Source organism: Scytonema sp. NUACC21 (genome assembly GCF_054684315.1).
In genome coordinates this window covers 1-23,269 of sequence record NZ_BAAFZH010000027.1, presented here as the reverse complement: position 1 = coordinate 23,269, position 23,269 = coordinate 1, and the positions used below count along the sequence as shown (strand labels likewise).

Here is a 23,269-nt window from a genome sequence, read left to right as displayed (position 1 = left end):
CAGATAAGCCAGCCTTTGACTTACCGGATGTTAATCGGCAATTACAGGCAATTAAGCTACCAGATACCGCTTTGTTCGATCGCGGTTCTAGAGGTGATTATCAAAACGCGATCGCCCAAATAGATCGCGGTAAAACTCTCACGACTGAAATAGGAGGGCGCACGATTACTATTACTGGTTTATTTAAAGTCGGGGCTTCCTTTGGCGCTGAAAGTAGTTTGATTGTCAGCGATCAAAACTTTTTACGGCTATTTCCCACGCGACAGTCTAGCAGTATCAGTCTGGGTTTGATTCACGTCAAACCGGGCTATGACCCAAAACAGGTAGCAGCATTCTTACAAACTTACCTCAGAAATGATGTCAAAGTGCTAACTCACGCAGAATTTACTGAATTTGAAAACAACTTCTGGCGAAGAAATTCCCCAATCGGGTTTATTTTTAGCCTGGGTGTATCAATGGGGTTTGTAGTGGGAGTGATTCTTGTCTATCAAGTCCTCTCTGCAGATGTCAATACTCACGTTAAAGAATACGCAACTTTCAAAGCAATGGGGTATCGCAATTATTATCTACTCAGTGTGATATTTGAAGAAGCTTTGATTTTGGCAGTACTGGGTTTTATACCGGGAGTGGTAGTCTCTTTAGGGCTTTACCATCTCACTCGTACTGCAACAACGTTGCCGATGTATATGACTGTGATTCGGGGATTGCAGGTACTGATATTGACTATTATCATGTCTACTATTTCTGGGGCGATCGCTACCCGCAAACTCCAATCTACTGACCCTGCAGATATGTTCTAGAAAACCGGTACAGTATTCCAGCAAGGGGCTAAAAAACCCGGTTTCTGTCCGTTGCCAAAACTGATATTGTGTTGACCAAACTCAAAGAAACTGGGTTTTTAGCGATGAATGATTTTAGAAACTTACAAACTGTTGACGTCTCAGTTTTCACAAGTCAACATACTAAAAACAATCTTTTAGCTACTGAACAAACAATTTCGGCGTTAAGTCACGATTCACTCTCAACAGAATGCTATTTTTCCGGTCTTAGGTCTACACTAGTTACTTCAGAGCAAATTGTTAGTACTCAAAGGGCTTTACCTGGTGAGATAGTAGGGGATATTGCTAATTTCGGATTGAGAGAGGATAAAAGTGAAGTTAAACCGAGGTATTATGAGGATGGTGTTCATCTCTACCGTTTTGATGCAAATGGTCGAACCTACCAAGGCATTGAATATGGACGGGAGACAATCCTAGTCATTCATGGTTGGAAAAACTCCTCTGATGACGAGATTTTTAGCAATTTACAGAAGGAACTAGCTAAACAGAACCCTTTGAAACAAATTCTGGCTCTAGATTGGCGTGCCCCAGCCAATCATGATGAAGACAAGGGACTACAACCTAATTACACAGCAGGAGCAATAGCTCCCGTTGCTCGGTGGGCTGCCAACACTCTCAAAAGCCTGGAAATAGAAGCCCAGCAATTGAGTCTTGTGGGCTTTAGTTTGGGAGCTTATGTTGCTGCTGAAATTGGCTTTCTTTTTGGCAAAGTAGCCCATCTCACAGCCTTAGACCCTGCCTATGAAGCAAGTAATTATGATATTGATGGCAATAGCTTTGGTAACCAAAGACCTAAGCTATTTGGAGATGTTGCCTACCAATCATTGGCACTAGTTGTGTCAGACGAAAGAGGTGGTTTTGCTGGTGATAATAACCATGCGGCTACTGCAACTAATTCGTTTCTATTGCGTTTTAGTGGGGATAATTGGAATGAGTACGACCGTAATGTGAAATACCACAGTGGAGTTGTAGAAATATATACAGATTTCATTTCCCACCAGCGTCAGCTACCATCTTTTGCGTCTAATCGCTTCAATAACAGTTCAGGTTATGGCTCAATTCATGAAGGTTGCTTTAACATTCATCGTCGTAATGAACGTTGGTATGAAGATGGTTTTGACTACTTTTCTGGCTCAGATCGACTGCTGCGTTGGGTGTAATCCCCCTTTTTAAGGGGATGTAGGGAGATTTCAAAATAATTTCTAAGCTCTATCTAGCAACGAAATGCCCTCAGTCAGCTTACTTATTTTTTAAGTATTTTTTTATATAACTATGGAATGATGTACAGAGCGCCTTAAATTAGGTTTCCTAGAAAGCACAAGGGGATGGCACAAATATCAGATATTGGGGAATGCCTGAATTTGTGCCAGTCCAAGTGTTTACTGAGGAAATAACCATGTTTTATCATACCAAGAAACTGCAGTATTTCAAGCCACCAGAAAAACCTGATGCACTTTACGCAAAAAAAATTCAGGAACTCATCGGCGGTACTTTTGGTGAAATGACCGTGATGATGCAGTACGTGCGATCGCGATCTCCTCCACACCCAAATACACAAATCATCTTACCTGGAATAAAAGGACGTGAGGCTTTTAGCAAATTCTCCAAACTATCAGGCGTGTGGGCATAATCGACAATTACGCTAATATCCTGGTTAGAACTTATTTGCACTCTCTCCATTCGTCCGGGTACCCCAGGAAACTCAGAGATTGACGATGCCACTAATTGCAAATCTAACCCTAAGTGTAAAACTGCTCCAATCGCTGCTAATAAATTTTCTAAATTATATTGACCAACAAGCGGTGAGCGAAAAGCGACTTCACCTTTGGGTGTATGCAGCATACCGTTTACACCGTTAGGTTCGTAATTGAGGTCGCTCATCCACAAGTTTGCGGTCGCATCGCTAACACTGTAACTCCAAACCTGCTCCGGATTTAAGGATGCAATTAACCTCTGACCGTAGGGGTCGTCAGCGTTGATAACTGCACGTCCTTTGAGATAATTAGGGCTAAACAACAGTGCTTTTGCTGCAAAGTAATCTTCCATATCACGGTGGAAGTCCAAATGGTCTTGGGTCAGATTGGTAAAGACTCCTACTTCAAACTGACAACCCATGACTCGAGCCTGTGCTAGAGCGTGGGAACTGACTTCCATAACTCCATACTCGTTACCTGCGTCTACTGCAGTAGCTAACTGCTGTTGCAGTTCCACCGCAAAAGGCGTTGTGTGGACAGCAGTTTGAACAAAATCTTTCCAACGAGTATAAAGTGTCCCCATTAAAGCAGTAGACAAATTTGCTTGATTGAGAAAATGTTCTACAAGGTGGGTTGTTGTGGTTTTGCCATTTGTACCCGTAACACCTACAAGTTTGAGTTTTTGCCCGGGATAATTGTAAAAGGTACTGGCTAACTGGGCACAAGCTTTAATCATATCCCCAGATGCAATAACGCAAGCTTCTGGTGTGGCAGGGTGTTTTTGTAGGGCTTGGGGTGAGATGATGGCTGCTACTGCACCACTGGCGATCGCACTTTGCCAAAAATCTCCACCATCAACCCGTGTTCCAGGCATCCCGATAAATAAATCTCCCGAATCGCAAGCGTGAGAATTTGTCTTCAATCCCTGAATTTCTGCATCCATTGCTGGATGGTCTGGTAATTGCATAATACTGTCAACAGCCGCTAATAATTCCCGCAGTTTCATTCTATGCACCTCGTTAGACGTTTTTATTGCGCTTATTCTGTACTATTTTTACGTTTTTACAAACAGTTTTAGATAAGTAGGTCGGTTCCAATATAGTTAATGGGTTTTAGTTGTCTTTTGTCATTTGTCCACCAAAATCTACCAATTGAATGAAGTTTTGCTATGCCTACTCGCTAATACTCTGTAGACAGGCTAGAAAGCATACTGCTTCAGATAGGGTGCTTTCGGTTTGATATACGTTAACAGAGGAATAAAAATATGTATGGTTTACATCTTGCAACAATTAGAAGAACGGACGGGGCGGTCAGCCCACAGATACACTACCGAAGACTTTCCTCACTAGGACGTATTCTCCGCAAGTTGATTCAAGTTATGATGGGTAAATCTGCTTACTTGTCCCTATTGGTCGTCCATTCAAGATTTAAGTACGGTAATGTTGCACTTTCTGGTTTAACAAAACGAAAAACAGCGCAGATTGTGGCAATCGATCTTCAGCAGTTGTTGTCCAAACTATCTTATTGCATATTTATCCTTTTAATAAGTTTTAGTATTGTATTGGTTGGTGGTTGGTTAAGCCCCGCTTATGCCTCTGAAGGTTTAGCTAATATTAATAGCAATGTTATTCTTGCACAGATTGACCCCGAATCTAATTTTGTTACACAGGCTGTAGATAAAACAGAGTCTGCTGTTGTTCAGGTGAACGTTTCCCGTACTTTAGGAGGGGATGTTCCAGATGTTCTCAAACCTTTTTTGGGCGGGGCGCGGGCAGTTCCTCCTTCGGAACAAATTGTGCGGGGGCTTGGCTCTGGTTTTGTGATTGACCCTAGTGGTTTAATCTTGACCAATGCACATGTTGTGGATCGAGCAGATACGGTGACCGTCTCCTTTCAAGATGGTCGCATTTTGACTGGTAAAGTTTTAGGGAAAGACCCAGTGACTGATGTGGCTGTGATTCAGGTAAAAGCAGAGAATAATTTACCAGCAGTGGTGATTGGTAATTCCGATAGGGTTCGGCAAGGGCAATGGGCGATCGCCATTGGAAATCCATTAGGTTTGCAGGAAACTGTAACGGTTGGTGTCATTAGTGGCACGGAGCGTTCTAGCGTAGATATTGGTATACCAGATAAAAGAGTTGGCTTTATTCAAACTGATGCTGCAATCAATCCAGGGACAGCAAAAGCTGCTGCTACTGCCAAAATTGGAATTTCATCAATCAACCTGGGTATGATGTCCCCTGCAATAGTGCAACTCTTTAAACGGCTGGAACGCACTCGTAAATCAGCTACGGGTTCTCCAGCTACGACACGCTGGTTTTCTTGTTGGATATCGGCACCCATCATTTCTAAAGCTTCTAAGATACCAGTACGGGTGGGATTTACCCCAACATTTTCAATCACTAATTCCGAATCTGGTGTAATTGCCCCCGCTACCAACCAAAATGCAGCAGAACTGATATCTCCCGGTACAATGACTTTCTGTCCGTAAAGTTTAGCTGGCCCCGTCACGGTAACACTGTTGGTTTCGGGGTCTACAGTTAATTCTGCTCCGAATGCCCTTAACATTCGTTCGCTGTGATCGCGGGAAAGGGCGGGTTCGGTGACAGTCGTTTGTCCCTCTGTCATTAAAGCTGCAAGAAGAATGCAGGATTTAACTTGGGCAGAGGCAATAGGAGAATTGTAGTGAATGGGTTTGAGGGATGTTCCTTGAACCGCCAGGGGAGCAAGAGAATTGCCTTTACGCCCCCAAATTTGGGCTCCCATCTCTTGTAAAGGTTTAACCACACGGGACATGGGACGCGATCGCAGTGAATTATCTCCCGTGACAGTAAAAAAGCGTCCCGGATGAGACGCCAAAAGCCCCAGCATCAAACGTATTGTTGTTCCAGAGTTACCAGCATTAAGCACATCAATCGGTTCTTGCAAATTCCCCAAACCAATACCTTTAACCTGTACTAATTCCGTATTGAGTTCAGAGATTTCAGCCCCCATTGCTTGGAAACAACTTGCCGTGCTGCAGGGGTCTTCCCCTAAAAGCAGACCTTGGATAGTGGTTTCGCCTTCAGCTAGCGCACCCAACATCAAAGCACGATGGGAAATAGATTTGTCTCCGGGAACTCGGATGCGACCTTGTAAAGATAACCCTGAAGTTGGTTTGTGAATGATTAAGTTTTGAGAAGATTTTTCTGTATTTTCTACAGTTATAACAGAAGCTGACATTAGGATAAACTGGCGTGAGACTGCGCTAGTATCGTATCGCTTTCCCTGTCACGCCAGATCTACTGATATTTATTAATTTCTGAAACGTTTATTGGCTTTTATTATCGCTCCCATGCTTACTCACCATCGCAAGCCCGTCTGTCTATCACTGATTTCTACAGATCTACCGGTTTGGTCTGTTGTCGAAACTGCTGCTACACTCTACCAAAAAGATCGCGATCGCTTCCATCTGCTTTTGACGACACCACCTGTAAAGAATTGTGAAGTAAAAAGCTCTCAGGGTCAACAGAGAAATGATTCTCCAATAGAAGACAGCGTCAATAATTCCAGTAGCCCCCGAGTCCTTTGGTTAGAGATTACACCTTACCGAGTCATTATGACCATGCAAGGTAACGGTCAGTTGAGTTACCGTCACTTCTGGGAACAGGGCGTCTATGGTATTACTCGTTATTGGTTACCCACAGCATCAATACAACATAACGAACCCATTCGCCTGCGTAATTTCACTCGTAACCTGACACTAGACGGGTATCCTCTACCAGAACGTTTGCGCGTGGAATACGAATTGTGGACTGGAGACCTCCAATTGGGAAATTACATCCTTAATTTAGAAATTAAACATTGAGAGCCAGTGAATAAAATCCTCCTTACTAGTGAGTTGTCATAGGTTAGAGAGGATTTTTATTCACTCATTTGAGGGATGTTCTTGTTTGAAAAGCCTGACAAATCGTCATTTGTGCTTTGTAAATACAAATGACCGAGGAGCAATAACAAAAAAATTTCTAAATTAATTAAACTCCAAAGTAACTTGGTTGATTGCCCGGTTTCCATTTAATATTGCAACCAACACTAGGCTTTTGCTCGCCTTGAATTGGTCGATCCGCTAGCACAGCCTCTATAGCAGCACGTAAATCTGCGCCCGTTACAGGTTTGCCATTAGTTGGGCGGCTATCATCGAGCTGTCCTCGATAAACGAGTCGCCGATTGGCATCAAATAAAAAGAAATCTGGCGTACAGGCTGCAGTGTAGGCTTTTGCCGTTTCTTGGCTTTCGTCATAACAAAAAGGGAATTTGAAATCAAGTTCAAAAGCCATAGCCTTTAATGACTCAGGTGCATCATCTGGGTAATTCGTGGCATCATTAGCACTGATAGCAAGAATTCCCAAGCCTTTGTTGAGATAATCTTTGCCCAACTGAGCCAATTCTTGTTTTACGTGCTTGAGTAGTCGATAAAACGTAGTAAAACGTAGTAATTACCCGTTTTTCATCGTTCACTTTCGTGTACTCCTCTGTAGTCCAATGACCAATGACCAATGACCAATGACCAATGACCAAGGACTAATGACCAAGGACTAATGACCAATGACCATTATGAGCTAATTTGCTCAGTGCTTCCATCTGACCAACCAATTTCACCTTCTGCACGATGGCGCATTGATTCTTGTAGGTGTTCCGTGTGCTGACGCTGTTGCGCTAATAATTCCCGTGCTTCTTCTTGAGTCACTGTTTCTACATTGGGGTTGTGAACCTCAGCGTCAGCACGGTTTAGCATGGATTCTTGTAAATGTTCCTCATGTTGGCGCTGCTTGGCCATGAGTTCTCGCGCCTTATCTTCAGTATTCATATTGTTTCCTTTAATACTAGTTAAATAGTAAAATTGTTGCAAAGCTTACAAAATTACTGTAAGGCTTTTATCTATGAAGTAAAAGGAAATTTAAAGAAAATAAATCTAACGCAGTTCAGCAGCAGCAGCGTCAGCTATTTGGTTAATTATTTTTAGTTCGGGTGATGGGTTTTCACTTTCCATTCCCAACCACAACAAATACTCAATATTTCCAGCAGGACCAGTCACGGGAGACCATGTTAAACCCTTATATTGCCATCCTAGCTCTTGTGCTGTTTGCAGGACTTGGAATATGGCATTTGCTTGGTCTTTTGGGTCGCGCACAACGCCTTTTTTCCCAACACGATCTTTCCCCACTTCAAATTGGGGTTTTACTAACAAAATTGCTTCACGGGGGGGTTGTAATAATTGCCACAAAGCAGGCAATATTTTTGTTAATGAAATAAATGACACGTCCACCACTGCCAAGTCAGCCGCTTCTGATTGACCATACAATTCATCTTTTGTCAAGTAGCGTAAATTGGTACGTTCCTTCAAAATAACGCGGGAATCATTTCGCAAACGCCAGTCCACCTGACCGTATCCAACATCAACCCCGTAAACTTGTTTTGCCCCTGCTTGTAGCAAACAATCCGTAAAACCCCCTGTAGAAATGCCACCATCCAAGCAAATACGTCCTTCTACAGGAATGGCAAACAATTCCATTGCCTTAGCTAACTTTTCTCCGCCTCTGGAAACAAAACGCGATCGCTCTTTAACCTGAATTTGAGCAGAAACATCTACTTCCGTACCGGGCTTATCAACCACCTGCTCATCGACCAAAACTTCTCCCGCTTGGATAAGGCGCTGCGCTTGTTGGCGGGAAGAACACAAATCGCGTTCTACCAATAAAACATCCAGTCTTTGCTTAACCGATTTCGCCATAGCTAGTAGTTAGTAGTTAGTAGTGGGTAGTTAGTAGTTTTAACATCATGTAGAAAGAAGCTTTCACCACTAACCACTCACCACTAACCACTAGCAATTCTTAGATATCTTTTTCGCTCAACTCTCTAGTCATGTAGTCGAACGGCTCATCTAGAAAAGCAGTATCAGTCACACCTGTACCAGCCACTTGCTCTTTCACAATATCCTTCATAATTTGGATACCGCGAACCGTTGGACCAATGGGGACTCCCAAAGAATTGTAAGTTTCCCGCAGCCCTTGCAGCACTCGCTCATCAAGAACATCCATGCTACCTGCAACCAGGGCATAGGTAGCGTAGCGCAGGTAGTAGTCCATATCCCGCAAACAAGCTGCATAACGGCGAGTTGTGTAGGCATTTCCACCAGGACGAATCAACTCAGGCTGTTCTTCAAATAATTTAGAACCAGCTTGCTTGACAATTGATGCCGCATTTGAATTGATAGACGCAGCTGCTTGCACGCGTGCTGTTCCGCTTTCAAAGTACGACTTGAGGTTGTCAATGGCATTCCGGTCAAAATACCGTCCAGCAACGTCATAATTTTTAATTAAGCTAGTTACTGCATCCCGCATTCCTTTTTCTCCCAATCAATCCTATTATGGTTTGATATTTATCTGACTGCTTGTCGCAATCGGCAACTTTTTTGCGCCACTTATTAAAAGAAGCCCCAGCACAAAAACAATCTGTGCGCTAATTATGGATTCTATGCCAAAGTTGCCCCCTGCGGGATTAACTTTTTTAAGCGGGAGCGGTAAAGCCAGAGAGAATAATAATCACTACTTGTTTGTCCGCTGCCTTTGTTTAATTATTTAAATAAAAGTTAAATGTCGTCTTTTCTTAAGGAATTTTGTAGTAAAAAATACAAAATCCACTAATGTCATATTCCTAGGATATTCCAGGGGTCTGATGGATTGGAATGTTAGCGGGCATTCTTCAGCAAACATTGAGCAATCTGGTCTTACTATTGATAAATTGGCAGCTTAAGGAGTAACCATGACAACCCCACAAGAAGTTCTGAAGCTCATTCAGGACCAAAACATTCAGATGATCGGGAGTTAATCGAATTCCTGCACAAGCGATCGCAGGAAGATTTACCAGAAGAGCACCGCATGGAATTGAGCGAAGCCCTAGCCGAGCACATCAAGCGCCGTCTGCTTTACTCTGGTACGGTAACGCGCATCGATTCTCCGTGGGGAATGCCTTTTTACGCTCTCACTCGTCCATTTTATGCTCCAGCTGACGAGCAAGAGCGAACCTACATCATGGTGGAAGATACAGCTCGCTTCTTCCGGATGATGAGAGATTGGGCAGAACGGCGACCAAACACAATGAGGGTTTTGGAAGAACTCGACATTCCGCCAAATAAATTCGACCAAGCAATGGACGAATTAGACGAAGTTATCCGCGCATGGGCTGATAAGTATCACCAAGACGGCGGTGTTCCCATGATTTTACAAATGGTGTTTGGAAAAAAAGAGGATTAATCTGTTATCAGTGAAGAGTGAGGCAGTCCAGTCTTGGTGGTTTCCCCAAGGAGGAACTGCCAAACCCAAAGGGAAACGGTTATCAGTCTACAGTGAAAATGGGATAACTGATAACTGATAACTGTTACTAAAGTCTACCGATTACCTGGATCTGTCGGAGATGGGGCAGTCGCAGGTGGAACTGTCGTAGGCTGAGACGGCACAGGGGTAGACTGAGGAGGAAGTGGAGTGGCTTCGTAGGTGGGTCTGGCTTCTGTTGGCTGTGCAGTTGCTGGAATAAAAGTAGGTAAGACTCCAGTTAGCTTGCCACTAGCATCAATACAAGTGTCCAATGCTTGATTGGAGGCAAAATCGATCTCAGCACGCAAACCTACCACACACTCAGCAAAACGCACTGGCAACAAACTCCGCCCGCAATAATTTAAAATTGCTGGGTTGACAGCCTCGCGAGAATACCGACTGATACCCGTAACACAGGTAGCTAAATCTTCGGGACGCCGTGCTTGCCTGCAAGTAGGAAGCGCATCAACGGCTTCGATTTCTGTTTGCCTCTCAATTTTAGTCACACAGGAGGACAAGTCGCCAGGACGCAGTGCCTCCGCACAAGCTTGTGATGCTGTTTCCGCTGCTATCCCCACACTCAGCAGACGCGCAGCACAAACACGAAAATCATTCCTATAGTTAGCAGTGATAGCCATACCTTGTGAGGTCATTGCCAGCCATCCTGCCACAGCCAGTGCTGGTGCTGTTAGTCTTATTGCTTGTTTTTTAATTCTTTGCATTGCCGTTCTCCAAACACCCAACGCTATGCTACCTCAAGAAAGCTGGTATCGCGGTGTTTAAAGTTAAAAAAGCAAAGTATTCAGCAAATTTTTGCATTTTTTCTGGGAAGTTTTGTCTTGTCTGGTATGAGCAACTTCGGATTGTAGAGCTATAATTATATCTTTGGGTAATATTTAAGCAGGATCGAAACAAGGATACTCATGTCCCGATACAGAGGACCACGTCTTAGAGTTGTACGCCGTTTAGGCGATTTGCCAGGATTAACTCGTAAAAGCGCCAGACGCGCTTATCCCCCAGGTCAGCACGGTCAGAACCGCAAAAAGCGCTCTGAATACGCAATCCGTTTGGAAGAAAAGCAAAAGCTCCGCATGAACTATGGTTTGACGGAAAAGCAATTGCTGCGCTACGTGCGGAAAGCAAGACGCGTCACCGGTTCTACCGGACAAGTTTTGCTGCAATTGCTAGAAATGCGGTTAGATAATACTGTTTTTCGCTTGGGAATGGCTCCCACAATTCCCGCAGCCCGTCAGCTTGTCAGCCACGGTCACGTAACGGTTAATGGTCGTGTAGTTAACATTGCCAGTTACCAGTGTCGTCCGGGAGAAGTTATTGCAGTCAGAGATAGGGCAAAATCCCGGCAGTTAGTCGAAACTAACTTACAATACCCCGGTTTAGCTAACCTTCCCAGCCATTTGGAATTTGACAAAAATAAGTTGGTGGGTAAAGTCAACGGTGTCATTGAGCGCGAATGGGTGGCACTACAAGTTAACGAACTGCTTGTGGTGGAATACTACTCACGTCAAGCGTAATCGTCATTTGTCCTTGGTCATTTGTCCTGTGTCATTACAAAGGACGAATGACAAATGACAAAGGACTATCCACCGATTTGTGACATAGTACGCGTATAGTTACCTGTTACAGTGCCTGAATAACGCTGCTTGAAGTTAATTTCAGGCTTTAATGCAAGCAAGTGTTTTACTCGCTCGCGCAAGTGGGTTGTACTAACGCCTTCACGCAGAGCAGTTTTTAAGTCAATTTGGCTTGTTTCATTTAACAAGCAGGGACGCAACCAACCATCAGCAGACAGGCGCATCCGATTGCAGCGATCGCAAAAACACTCCGAAGCAATGAGTATGAGTTATGGTGTCTCCAAGACTAAAGCACATACCTATTTTGTTTCTCGTGAGTGCCATCCCCAAACGATAGATGTGTTGCAAACACGGGCAAACCCTTTGGGTATCAACATTATAGTTGGTGACCATCAAACCTTTGATTTTTCTGAACCCATTTTTGGGGCAATTCTTCAGTATCCTGCCAGTGATGGCACAATTTATGACTACCGTGCTTTTGTAGAAAAAGCCCATGCTGAGGGAGCATTGGTAACGGTAGCAGCAGATCCCTTGAGTTTAACTTTGCTCACACCACCTGGGGAATTTGGTGCTGATATAGCTGTAGGCAGTACCCAGCGCTTCGGCATTCCTCTTGGCTATGGTGGACCTCATGCTGCTTACTTTGCTACTAAGGAAGAGTACAAACGACAAGTTCCTGGGCGAATTGTTGGTGTATCAAAAGATGCTCAAGGAAAACCAGCATTGCGTCTCGCTTTGCAAACCCGAGAACAGCATATCCGCCGCGAAAAAGCTACCAGTAATATCTGTACGGCACAAGTGTTATTAGCAGTGATGGCAGGTATGTACGCTGTTTATCACGGTCCTGCTGGATTAAAAAGAATTGCTGAGAATATCCACCAAATGACTGTGATGCTAGCGCAAGGGCTTAAGCGTTTGGGTTACAGTATCTCAAACGAATATTTCTTTGATACTTTGCGTGTCAATTTAGGACAACGCAGTTTAGATAAGATTTTAGAAGCATGTGTTGCACGTAAAATCAACATACGTATTTTTGATACAAATAGTGTAGGTATATCCTTAGACGAAACTACCACAGTCAAAGATTTAATTGACTTACTAGAGATTTTTGCTCTCGGACAAGAATTACCTTTTACCCCCAATCAACACCAGGAGACCTCTCTCCCTCCCTCCCTCCCCCGCACCACAAACTACCTCACTCACCCCATCTTTAACCGCTATCACTCAGAAACTGAGTTGTTACGCTACCTGCACAGGCTGGAAACCAAAGATTTGTCACTGACAACATCAATGATTCCTTTGGGGTCTTGTACGATGAAGCTCAATGCCACCTCTGAGATGATGCCTGTGACATGGGCAGAGTTTGGCAATATACATCCTTTTGCCCCTCCGTCTCAAACACGGGGTTATCAAATCCTGTTCGCGCAGCTTTCCGAATGGCTGGCTGAAATTACTGGCTTTGCAGGAATTTCTTTGCAACCCAATGCTGGGTCTCAAGGTGAGTACATGGGATTGCTAGTCATTCATCGCTATCATGAAAGTCGCGGGGAAGGTCACCGCAATGTCTGTTTGATTCCTCAATCGGCACACGGGACAAACCCAGCAAGTGCGGTGATGTGTGGGATGAAGGTGGTTGCTGTTGCTTGTGACTCCGAAGGCAATGTTGATTTAGATGACCTGAAAGCAAAGGCAGAAAAGCATAGCAAAGAACTTGCTGCGTTGATGGTGACATATCCCTCAACTCACGGTGTGTTTGAGGAAGCAATCCAAGAAATTTGCTCTGTTATTCACGCACACGGCGGACAAGTTTACATGGACGGGGCGAATATGAATGCCCAAGTTGGGCTTTGCCGTCCTGCTGATATCGGGGCGGATGTTTGTCACCTCAACCTGCACAAAACCTTCTGTATTCCCCACGGTGGCGGTGGTCCGGGTATGGGACCGATTGGTGTTGTTTCTCACCTCGTACCTTTTCTTCCAGGACACGCCGTTGTCCAAATAGACAGCAATCATCCAAAATCAACGGGTGCAGTTTCTGCCGCACCTTGGGGAAGCGCTAGCATCTTGGTGATTTCTTGGATGTACATCGCTATGATGGGTGCGGCAGGTTTGACTCAAGCAACCAAGGTAGCAATTCTCAATGCTAACTATATTGCCCGCAGGCTGGAATCTTACTATCCCGTTCTTTATAAGGGGGAGAACGGTTTGGTTGCCCATGAGTGTATTCTAGATTTGCGATCGCTCAAAAAATCTGCTCTTATTGAAATCGATGATATTGCCAAGCGTCTTATGGACTATGGCTTCCACGCACCTACTGTTTCTTGGCCCGTAGCAGGCACAATCATGGTGGAACCCACAGAAAGCGAATCCTTGGAAGAGTTAGACCGTTTCTGCGATGCGTTGATTGCCATCCGTCAAGAAATTGCTGAAATCGAATCAGGCAAGATGGATATTCAGGATAACGTTCTGAAAAACGCACCCCACACCGCAGAAAGTCTCATTGTTGGAGAATGGAACCATCCCTATTCTCGGGAACAAGCTGCATACCCCGCACCTTGGACTCGCGAACATAAATTCTATGGCACAGATGGCTTACAACCTTATGGTTTGGCGATTAAGCTAGATAACGCTCATACTGTCGGCTTTCACCCTGATGACGACTGGCAGCAGATAGAGCATGAATTTAGCTCTGGAGTTGAAACAGTATTTATGAGCACCACTCCACGCCTAGTCATAGTGCGGCGAGGTCCATTATCCGTTAAAGACCGAGAGACTGGCGTAAAACTGGGTACACTTAAAGACAATTACGATGCCTTTTTAGCAGACAAACTTAAATTTAAAACATTTACTCGCTATTTAATTTATTTAGTAGGGGAAAATAAAAAGTTTTTACACAATACACCACTGCAATTAACTCTTAATGGTGCTGCTGGAGCAAGTTTCAGCAAAGCCTATTGCGAATACCAACAAGGTAGGATAGCAAGTGGATTCCTTGCTGAACTAGAAAGGGCTTATGCCGGGTTCCGCAAGCTGCCCGTGACACCAAAAGGTCCACTGTTTCATGCCCACGGGGTTTTTTGCCCAATCATTAACTGCGAAGAGAGAGGAATTGAACCAAATACTGTTTTGGTGGCTTCAACGGTAGATTACAAACATCCCACTGTTTCTACGCTGACAGAGTACCTCATTGCTTCTGATGCTGAAGAGTCTGAAGTTATCTGCAAAACTTTTGAAGAGTATAAAGACTTCGGCAAGGATACTGGAAAGGTAGAAACACCTAAGATGGCGATGGCAGGAGTTTCAAGTTCCTACGTCTATCCTGATGAGGATGATTTTGCTTATCCACCCTATTAAGCAAATCAAAATTAGCTAAATCGCTCAATCGTGTAGGTAGGGCTATGCCCACCTACTCTGCTTGTTGTCTCAATCTTACTGTGAGCTTTAACTTTGACTTTGTAAGCTTCTCATTTCGTGTTGTACGTCTAATGCAATTTGCAATGCTTCATTTAACAGTCGTCCGTGTTCGCTAGCTTGTTCGGTCACTTGCATTGCTGCTAATGTTGCTAAGTTATTAGTAAATAATTCTGATTTGCTAATAATAAATTTCTTATTTTCTCTTAAGATTCTCTCGGTTTTTAATGCACGAATAAGGTCGATTCTTGTAAGCGCAAGGGCTTCAAGAACTTTTTTTCTTTCTTTTAAGCTCACTCCTGGATTTCCGGCTGCTTCTATTTGGTCGTTTATATTTATCGCTTTAATAACAGCATTATATCTTTCTACATCGTTTAATAAAATTTTGAGTGAAGGTGTCATATTTTTTCCAACTATTTTAATTCGTTGTTTCCAAAAAAAATACAAGAAAACTTGTGCGATCGCTCCACCCAAAAAGCTTAATATTATTAGTAACAGCCAAGATGGTATTGATATCCAACTGGCGAACAGGCGGATAATAAGATCGATGACAACATAGCTACCAACTAATATACTCAATCCTATAAAGACTACAGTAGCTCCTTCAGAACCTTGGACTCTTTCTATAAATCGCTTGACTAATTTCTGAATAGGATGAATAATAATCATCAATTCGTTATTAACAGGCAAATTAGTCAATTTTTGTAGTTCTCTTTGATTAATCTCTAACCCCAGTAAATCATCACGCACAATTTCAATATCCTCGTTATAATAGCTTTTTTTACAGTATTATATAACAGGAAAATTTGTAAAAAGCTAACAATTTGCCTAAGTTGTTAAATATTATTCATAAAACTATCCTTTAGGCAACAAATTGAGAGATTGTAAGCTATGCTACTAACACAAGTATAATTTGCTATATCGTATTTGTATTTCTGCTATTTCTTATATAGATTTACCCTGACATGAAAGGTTCCTCAGGATGACTTTTCCAAAACTCAAGGAAACGTAGTGTTCTCGCTTAATGAATTACAGCAGTTTTCATTTGCTTAAGGTACACCTAATTGTCAGGGCGAAGGCGTAAGGTACACCTAATTGTCAGGGTGAACAGCCGTTCGCCCCTACTATATCTTGAAACAGATCGACTTTTTCACCGCGTATCCAAGTCGATTTGCTCTGAGCATCGTTTCTCCAAATAAGTAGTATTTGTTACTAACTTAAATTTAGTATAAATACTAGTGCCACAAGTAAGTAAATTTGATACTCTTTGATAGAGGCAACGTGTATTTTTGACGACTTGATGTTGGAACTTTTCAAAAATCAAATGATAATTATATATGACAGTGATACGGATGCAGTATTTTTCAGGTAAATGAAGTACATTGGTAGGGGCGAATGGTCGGTCCTTATACCAATTTTTTATGAGGCTGCACGGGATTTTTACCCCTCCTAACCTCCCCATGAATCAGGGGAGGTTAGGAGTATGCCGTTCATTCTCTGTAGTTCGGCGAGCGCACTCGGTACGGTATTGATTAACGTGACTTCATTTGATGCAGGTAAATTGGGTAGATGCAAAGCATTTTGGGCTAAGATTGCCTTGCCACCGCAGCTCAGGGGTACAAACAACTCGAACACCGATAGGTCAAAGCAAATTGAGGTAGAAGCCAGAACCCCCGCACACTGTTGCGGTGTAAACACTTCTTGTGCCCATTGTACCAAGGTGACCGGGCTGTGGTGGGAGATTGCCACTCCCTTAGGGTTACCTGTAGAGCCAGAGGTGTAGATGACGTATGCTAAGTTGTCTTGTGTCACCGCAGTGGCACAATTGTCCGGGCTGTGTTGGGCTATTTCTTGCCACTCAGTATCCAACGCTACCACACGTGCTTGGTGTGCGGGTAACTTCGAGAGCAATTGAGCCTGTGTCAGTAGCACCGACACCTGCGAATCCGACAGCATATAAGCTAAACGTGCGCTGGGGTATGTTGGGTCTAAAGGCACGTATGCCCCACCTGCCTTAAGTATGCCCAGCAATGCCACCACCATATCTAGAGAACGCTCGACACACACACCCACCAATACTTCCGGTTTTACACCGAGTGAGATTAGGTAGTGCGCCAGTTGATTTGCTTTTGCGTTCAGTTCGCTGTAGGTGAGGCGTTGCTCTTGAAATACGACTGCCTCTGCATGAGGTGTCTTCTGGACTTGTTGCTCAAACAAAGAGTGCAGACACAACTCTTGGGGATAAACTGCTTGGGTGTTGTTCCACTCCACCAAGTACTGCTGCAGTTCCCTTGTTCCCACCAGTGGTAGTTCTGATAGCTTTTGCTGTGGATTGGCGACTAGACCCTGCAGCAGTGTTTGGAAATGCCCCATCATCCGTGTTATACTCGCACTTTCAAAGCGCTGAGAATCGTAGATGAACCGCAACGATAACTGCACTCCAGGCTGGGCGATGAGAGTTAGTGGATAGTTCGTTCTTTCAAAGGTACGAACATCATTGATGTCCAATTTCTGTGAGTGCTCCTCTAAAGCTGCATCTACCGGATAATTCTCAAACACCACGATGCTTTCAAACAATGGCAGCCCTTTCGGCACATCACTCCAGCCCTGAATTTGTAGCAGTGGGGTGTACTCGTAAGCACTCATTTCCACCTGTAGCTTTTGTATCTGCTTGAGCTTTGGTAGAACTGTGTCCTTGTGGGAAACTTCCACCCGCATTGGCAGGGTATTGATAAACAGTCCAACTATCGACTCCACACCTTTGATAGCTGGGGAACGACCCGAAACAATCACGCCGAACACCACATCGCTTTCCCCGCTGTATCGTGACAGCAATAAAGCCCAAGCTGCTTGTACTAAGGTGTTCAACGTCAGTTGATGCTGTCGTGCGAACGACACAAGCGCGGAAGTTGTTTCACTTGAGAGTGTCAGAATTTCCTCGCTGTAGCTTTGTGGCTCGGATACGTGGTGTGTATCGACAACAAGCGGTGTTGGTGCTGTTACACCCTGGAGCGTTTGCCGCCAAAATTGTTCGGCAACTTCCAACTTCTGCGTCTGTAACCAAGCAATGTACTCGCGGTAGGAACGACTCGGTGGCAGGTGTAACTCTTGCCCCACAGACAATGCTTGATAATAGCCCAACACTTCCTTGAACACCAATGGCAGCGACCAGCCATCTAGAAGTATGTGATGATAACTCCATACAAATTGGTAGACATTCTCTGACATTTGAATCAGAGTCAGGCGCATTAGTGGTGCCTCGGTCAGTTGGAAGCCCTTGTGTTGGTCTTGTTCTATGAAATTCGCTAGCTGTTGTTGCTGCTCTTGTGGAGATAGCCCCAGCCAAGAATGAATCTCTAGTGGTAGCTTCATCTGGCGATACACCACCTGTAGCGGCACATCAGAGTGTTCCCATGTGAAAGCAGTCCGCAAGATAGCATGCCGAGCTACGACTTGCTGCCATGCTGTACCGAATGCCTCCACATCTAAAGAACCTGTAAAAGTACAGTTAAACTGCTGGCAATACACCCCGGATTCTGAAGCATAAAGGGTGTGGAACAGCATCCCCTGCTGCACTGAGGATAATGGATAGATATCGGCAATATCTTTCCAGTTGGTTTTGCTTATCCCTTGCTTTGGTACGACATTGCTTAACAATTGCTCGAGTTGAACATCGTTAAGTTGTGCGAGTGGAAAATCAGTTGGGGTATAACCGCCGGCATCAGGAGCCAAGCAATGATTTATCAGCCCGCGCAAGGCTTGCAAAAACTCTTGAGCAATTTGTTCGATGGTGCTGGAGATGGGGAGAGGGGGAGCGGGTTTTCCGGTTTTTGCACAGATTGTTTAATCATAACTAATTAACCGGACTTAATATGAATTTGATTTCTTGCTTCCCCCCTTTATAAGGGGGGATTAAGGGGGGTAAATTCAACTTCTACACTATTACGATAGCCCTTGGTTTACAGAGAGGTTGGGGAGGAGTAAAATCAGCGTCTCGTCACCAATCAACCGGACATGATATAACTTGTGAAAATTAGTGCAATACAGTTCGCTTTTTCTTACTCTTCAAGCCCAGGAGAGAAGCAACTCCAACTAATCCTATAACTAAGTTACTTTCAGGAATGGGTTTTGTTTCTTTAGGAGTAATTAAAGCATAGTTTGCTGTTACATTACCCAAGACAAAAATATCTTGGCTTTCTCCTCTAAAGTTAGACCACTGCGTAATATAGTCAGCTATTTTGTTGACGACAAATAGTGACTGATTGCTAGCAACTATACCTCTATAAGGAACCAAGATAGATGAAGTATTATTGATTTTTGATGGAATTGTTGGTTGATTTTTTAGCAAAGATACAATTTCATTAACAACTTGACTAGCTCCTTGTTGATTGTTCCAAAAGTTAGGTGCATTAAAACTAGGATTGCTCGGAGAACCAAATAAGTTAAGAAAAGTATCGGATTTAAAGGTGACATCGTAAGTAACGCCATCAACCACTAAATCCTCAATTTTACTAACGTTACCTGGGCTACTGTAGGTAAGTTGCACTCCTTCTGCAGGGTTCACAGTGGTGGTAACAACGGCAAAGCTGATAGCAGAAGCTATACAGAACTTTAGTTTTGATTTAGCAACGTTCCAGTCGAGTTTGTTGTTTGTCATCTTTTTTGCTTTGCTTTGAAAGCCTCAATCATATATTCTGATTGCTGCTAACTCAATGAGTCAACAGCGATGAGCAAACAGAGGTTTACTGATAACTATTGAGCGATAACCGATAAATCTTCTAAGTTTTGACAGCGATCGCGAACATCACCGATTTTCTTAGCTGGGACTCCCACGACAATGGCATAGTCAGGAACATCACAAGTCACGACTGCCCCTGCTCCAACGATAGCTTTTTCACCAATTGTCACCCCTGGAAGAATTGTGGCATTACTACCAATGGAAGCACCGTGCTTGACTTGAGTGTTGATGACATACCAATCATCTGCTGTTTTTAAACTGCCATCTTCATTGGTTGCACGGGGGTAAAGGTCATTGGTAAACATGACACCGTGACCGATAAAGACTTCATCTTCAAGAATGACACCTTCACAAAGGAAGCTGTGTGAAGAAATCTTACAGCGACTTCCTACTTCAACGTCTTTCTGAATTTCTACAAAGGTGCCAATCTTAGTGTCATTACCGATGGTGCAACCGTAGAGGTTAACAAGATCGGGGTGAAAAATTTTAACGTCTTTGCCCAATTTTACATCATGATTTACTGCCATTCATTCACCTTTTCACGATTAAATGTGATGGATTTGTGGGTTGTCCAAACAGAATCTTCCAAATAAGTACACTCGTCAGATTGCCATTGGTACTCTTGCCGCTCAATGTTATGCATGCTCACTTCAAACTGGCAAATTTCCCTGAGGTTTTCTAGCAAAGTTTCACTGCGGCGTTCTGAAAACCAAGTTGTCAGGGTATATGAACCCATGTAGAGTCGGAATTTTGGTATTTCACACCGTAAAATAAATGTCCCAGCCTCGCGACGAAAGAGAGCATCGGGTTCATAAAACCAGAAAATACAAATAGGCTGTTGAAAGGAACTAACTATCTGAAAGGAGAACCACAGGCTTTCATGAGGGTGAGTTACGTGTAGGGCAAACTCAAAGGTAATTGGTTTCCCCCAGCAATGAATCCCATCTCCTTCAGAGGTGTGTACCTTTGCCCAAGCCACATAATTACCAGTTTTGGTCAAAGGAGCTTCATAGTACGCAGGCTGTTCATCATCAAGTTTTTGCCCTGCAAGATATAATCTTATAGCTTGGTCGGTACTGCCATCGTACTGCACTTTTCCCTTAGAAAGCAGTATGCATCGCTTGGTCAATTGGGCAATAGCCTGCATACTATGGCTGACGAATAAGACTGTCCGTCCTTCTTTGGTTGCGACATCTCCCATTTTCCCAAGGCACTTCTTCTGAAATGCTGAATCTCCGACGGCTAGCACTTCATCCACAATCAAAATTTCTGGCTCTAAATGGGCTGCAACGTAAAAAGCAAGACGCACATACATTCCAGAGGAGTAGCGTTTTACCGGAGTGTCTAAAAACTTTTCGGGTTTCAACTGTAGGCATTGGTGCGTTTTCCTCTATTCCGTAAATGAAGTTGAAATTTTGATTAAAAATTGGGGGGATAAATAGGGAAGAGCAATACAATTGCCGTCACTTAACCTGGAAACTATCAAGGACAACGGGTTTATACAAAATTTGTCCTGACGGTCATTCCTCTAGTTAGTTCCCCCACCTTCCCCAAATTCTGGAATTCCGTTAAGTATCCTCGTTGTTATCAAGAATTCTTTTTTCCTTAGTCGCTGGCGGCAACACTTATAATATGAAGTCGGTATGAGTTTTACTTCTCCTATATTACGATAAATCTTGCCGAACGTAAAGTACTTTAGTTAAATCTTTCTATTATAAGACAAAATTATTTTCTTACACAAAAACCCTGAGATTATTTTTCATATATTAATGATGACGTTAAAACCCCCTAATTAGTCTTCCGCCAATAGCCGGATAACCGAACTGAAGGGCTTCTGAATTTGGAGGGATGTCACGAAATCCAAAAATCCGAAGTCAGGATTCTGGAATTAGTAGTTATTCGATCTATCCTTTAACCAAGGTTTACAAATATAACTCTTTGTACCAAAAATTAACCTACCAAAAGACAGAATCACACACGAGAGGTAGTTCAAAAATCACATCGGGTACTTAGAGCATGGTTTTTTAGTGGATTCTAACCTTCTTGAGAACCTTATTTATGACTTTTAGTCGATGGCAAAGCTGTCTTCAAGCAGCATAAATACCAGCTAGAAACAAAGAGAGCCATCTCAACGTCTCTTCAGAAGACATATCATACAATTAGCTGACACCTAAAGTACCACCTTTTCACTTTCTTTAGTGGTAGCAGAATGGAGCCCGCTTCAAAAACGTCTTCGTGCTGCTCGAACAACGTTTGTCCAACATCCTCCCACTTTTACAATCTTGTGCCCCTATGGATTCGCTGAAAGGATTTATCTTACATAATAGCATCTATCTAATGATGAAGGATAAAGGATAAAGGATGAAAAATAGGTTGATAGATAAATAGTTGCCCAAGGCAGTTGCTTTGAGCAGGGGGAGAAGAAAGCCAACTCGTAGAAGACGTAGGGTGGGCAGTGCCCACCACCAGTAGTAGAAGACGTAGCACCCACTGCCCACCACAAGCCTACTTGCAGGAATAATTCTACAGACAAATCAAGAATTCATCTGAATTACAATCATAATACAGTTATGTAATACAATTGTCAATCCATTTAGAAGGCGGGCAGGGATGCCTAGCCCACAAGACAGACACAGGTGAACTACCTACACCTCTGGAGTACCAGTAGGTGTAGGCTTCTGGTGCATTCTAAAAACCAAGATCTGCCTTAGCGAGTTCCGCCGCAGCAAACACTTCTGCATCCGGTTTTTCTTCCCAAGCTATATCGCCAATTTCTTCGTAGAATTTTGTGTCGTAGGGGCGAGTTCTCACAACTACTGGCATGGGAACAGCATGACCCAGAACTAGGGCTTGTTGCTTGGAGTCCAACTTAGCCAAAACTGACTTCAAACTACCCGCGCCAGAAACTCCCGTGAAAATCGCTTCTATATCTTTTTCATCATTGAGTAAAGCAGTGATACGGGTACCAATCTGGGACATAACTTCATTATCTATACCCGATGGACGTTGATCTACCACTAGGAGTGTGACAAAGTACTTACGCATTTCTCTAGCGATCGTACCAAAAATAGTACTTTGCACTGTCGCTGGGTCTAGAAAGCGGTGTGCCTCCTCAATGGTAATCATCAGTTGCATGGGTTTATCTAGTGGGTTTTTCGTTTGTAAAAACCTTTCTGCCTTACTAACATAATGTTGGTGAATCCGACGGGTAATCATATTGGTTACCAACATATATGAGAGCATATCGGACTGGGAACCAAACTCCACTACTACGTTTTTGCCAGCTTCTAAAGAACGCAGCATCTGATTGACATAATTCTGCGGGCAGGCTGCACGCATATACTTTAAGTTATCCAGCCGCAGAAGTTTGCGCTGTAAAGCCGTAATTGAGCCTTGGTGTCCTCGCTTTTCTTCACAAAACATCTTGATTTCTTCGTTAGTCATATTTAACAACTGAAGAATCCAAGACTTACCAAACTCGGCGTACAGGATGTTAGCGTTATCAATGCTGGCTTCTGAAAGCCCTAAATCTCGGGAACATAACTTTATGTCTTCGACTTCAATTTGGTCATAACTTAAATAAAGTTCTTGTGCGTGAGGGACTCCCCGACGCTTTGTTGATTCTGGGTCGAGGGTGTATACT

The 23,269-nt window shown here is 43.5% G+C and carries 13 protein-coding genes and 10 pseudogenes; 9 read left to right on the top strand and 14 right to left on the bottom strand.

Annotation, left to right across the window (positions count from 1 at the left end):
• The 3 genes and pseudogenes from devC to ACYRY3_RS02220 all read left to right on the top strand — a co-directional run.
• Positions 1-800: ABC transporter permease DevC (gene devC, locus ACYRY3_RS02230; RefSeq protein ID WP_460200159.1), on the top strand; the 800-nt coding region annotated here is incomplete at its 5' end.
• Positions 801-868: 68 nt separating this feature from the next.
• Entirely contained in the window at positions 869-1,999 is a 1,131-nt protein-coding gene (locus ACYRY3_RS02225; RefSeq protein WP_460200158.1) for an alpha/beta fold hydrolase, read from the top strand.
• Positions 2,000-2,235: 236 nt separating this feature from the next.
• Positions 2,236-2,364: pseudogene (locus ACYRY3_RS02220) on the top strand (manganese catalase family protein); the annotation flags it as partial.
• Here ACYRY3_RS02220 and ACYRY3_RS02215 read toward each other — a convergent pair.
• Positions 2,361-3,539 (bottom strand): annotated as a pseudogene (locus ACYRY3_RS02215) (UDP-N-acetylmuramoyl-L-alanyl-D-glutamate--2,6-diaminopimelate ligase); the annotation flags it as partial. The pseudogenes ACYRY3_RS02220 and ACYRY3_RS02215 overlap by 4 nt on opposite strands.
• Before the next feature lie 258 nt (positions 3,540-3,797).
• On the opposite strand from ACYRY3_RS02215, the pseudogene ACYRY3_RS02210 reads away from it, so the two are divergent.
• Positions 3,798-4,652 (top strand): annotated as a pseudogene (locus ACYRY3_RS02210) (trypsin-like peptidase domain-containing protein); the annotation flags it as partial.
• 59 nt (positions 4,653-4,711) lie between these two features.
• Here ACYRY3_RS02210 and aroA read toward each other — a convergent pair.
• Positions 4,712-5,755, bottom strand: a pseudogene (gene aroA, locus ACYRY3_RS02205) (3-phosphoshikimate 1-carboxyvinyltransferase); the annotation flags it as partial.
• 112 nt (positions 5,756-5,867) lie between these two features.
• Between aroA and ACYRY3_RS02200 the strand changes: the two are divergent.
• Positions 5,868-6,380 carry a hypothetical protein gene (locus ACYRY3_RS02200; RefSeq protein ID WP_460200160.1) on the top strand — a complete coding sequence of 171 codons (513 nt, stop codon included), beginning with the start codon at positions 5,868-5,870 and terminating at the stop codon, positions 6,378-6,380.
• Positions 6,381-6,546: 166 nt separating this feature from the next.
• Here ACYRY3_RS02200 and ACYRY3_RS02195 read toward each other — a convergent pair.
• The 4 genes and pseudogenes from ACYRY3_RS02195 to apcB all read right to left on the bottom strand — a co-directional run.
• A pseudogene (locus ACYRY3_RS02195) lies at positions 6,547-6,978 on the bottom strand (thioredoxin family protein); the annotation flags it as partial.
• A gap of 146 nt (positions 6,979-7,124) precedes the next feature.
• Positions 7,125-7,379 carry a hypothetical protein gene (locus ACYRY3_RS02190; RefSeq protein WP_460200157.1) on the bottom strand — a complete coding sequence of 85 codons (255 nt, stop codon included), beginning with the start codon at positions 7,377-7,379 and terminating at the stop codon, positions 7,125-7,127.
• Positions 7,380-7,484: 105 nt separating this feature from the next.
• A complete protein-coding gene (locus ACYRY3_RS02185; protein ID WP_460200155.1) occupies positions 7,485-8,303 on the bottom strand; it encodes a TlyA family RNA methyltransferase in 819 nt (272 codons plus the stop codon).
• A gap of 100 nt (positions 8,304-8,403) precedes the next feature.
• A complete protein-coding gene (gene apcB / locus ACYRY3_RS02180; RefSeq protein WP_460200154.1) occupies positions 8,404-8,913 on the bottom strand; it encodes an allophycocyanin subunit beta in 510 nt (169 codons plus the stop codon).
• 480 nt (positions 8,914-9,393) lie between these two features.
• Between apcB and hetR the strand changes: the two are divergent.
• A pseudogene (gene hetR, locus ACYRY3_RS02175) lies at positions 9,394-9,825 on the top strand (heterocyst differentiation control protein); the annotation flags it as partial.
• 134 nt (positions 9,826-9,959) lie between these two features.
• Here hetR and ACYRY3_RS02170 read toward each other — a convergent pair.
• Positions 9,960-10,607, bottom strand: a complete 648-nt coding sequence (locus ACYRY3_RS02170) for a hypothetical protein (protein ID WP_460200153.1) — start codon at positions 10,605-10,607, stop codon at positions 9,960-9,962.
• A gap of 201 nt (positions 10,608-10,808) precedes the next feature.
• Here ACYRY3_RS02170 and rpsD point away from each other — a divergent pair, with 201 nt between their 5' ends.
• The gene (rpsD, locus tag ACYRY3_RS02165; RefSeq protein ID WP_460200151.1) at positions 10,809-11,417 is read left to right on the top strand and encodes a 30S ribosomal protein S4; all 609 of its coding nucleotides are present in this window, start codon (positions 10,809-10,811) and stop codon (positions 11,415-11,417) included.
• A 65-nt stretch (positions 11,418-11,482) separates the two neighbouring features.
• Here the strand turns inward: rpsD and ACYRY3_RS02160 are convergent.
• A pseudogene (locus ACYRY3_RS02160) lies at positions 11,483-11,731 on the bottom strand (cyclic pyranopterin phosphate synthase MoaA); the annotation flags it as partial.
• Here ACYRY3_RS02160 and gcvP point away from each other — a divergent pair.
• Together gcvP and ACYRY3_RS02150 are read left to right on the top strand one after the other, a co-directional pair.
• A pseudogene (gene gcvP, locus ACYRY3_RS02155) lies at positions 11,727-14,069 on the top strand (aminomethyl-transferring glycine dehydrogenase); the annotation flags it as partial. The pseudogenes ACYRY3_RS02160 and gcvP sit on opposite strands and share 5 nt — an antisense overlap.
• Positions 14,055-14,831, top strand: a pseudogene (locus ACYRY3_RS02150) (DUF5895 domain-containing protein); the annotation flags it as partial. The pseudogenes gcvP and ACYRY3_RS02150, both read left to right, overlap by 15 nt.
• Before the next feature lie 87 nt (positions 14,832-14,918).
• Here ACYRY3_RS02150 and ACYRY3_RS02145 read toward each other — a convergent pair.
• The 6 genes and pseudogenes from ACYRY3_RS02145 to ACYRY3_RS02120 all read right to left on the bottom strand — a co-directional run.
• Positions 14,919-15,638, bottom strand: coding sequence for a hypothetical protein (locus ACYRY3_RS02145; RefSeq protein WP_460200149.1), 720 nt, complete (start codon positions 15,636-15,638; stop codon positions 14,919-14,921).
• 699 nt (positions 15,639-16,337) lie between these two features.
• Positions 16,338-18,653 carry a condensation domain-containing protein gene (locus ACYRY3_RS02140; protein ID WP_460200148.1) on the bottom strand — a complete coding sequence of 772 codons (2,316 nt, stop codon included), beginning with the start codon at positions 18,651-18,653 and terminating at the stop codon, positions 16,338-16,340.
• A gap of 268 nt (positions 18,654-18,921) precedes the next feature.
• Entirely contained in the window at positions 18,922-19,545 is a 624-nt protein-coding gene (locus ACYRY3_RS02135; protein ID WP_460200147.1) for a hypothetical protein, read from the bottom strand.
• Positions 19,546-19,640: 95 nt separating this feature from the next.
• Positions 19,641-20,153, bottom strand: coding sequence for an acyltransferase (locus ACYRY3_RS02130; RefSeq protein WP_460200145.1), 513 nt, complete (start codon positions 20,151-20,153; stop codon positions 19,641-19,643).
• Positions 20,144-20,983 (bottom strand): annotated as a pseudogene (locus ACYRY3_RS02125) (ABC transporter ATP-binding protein); the annotation flags it as partial. The pseudogene ACYRY3_RS02125 and the gene ACYRY3_RS02130, both read right to left, overlap by 10 nt.
• 1,331 nt (positions 20,984-22,314) lie before the next feature.
• The coding region (locus tag ACYRY3_RS02120) for an ATP-binding protein (protein WP_460200144.1) at positions 22,315-23,269 on the bottom strand (955 nt) is incomplete at its 5' end.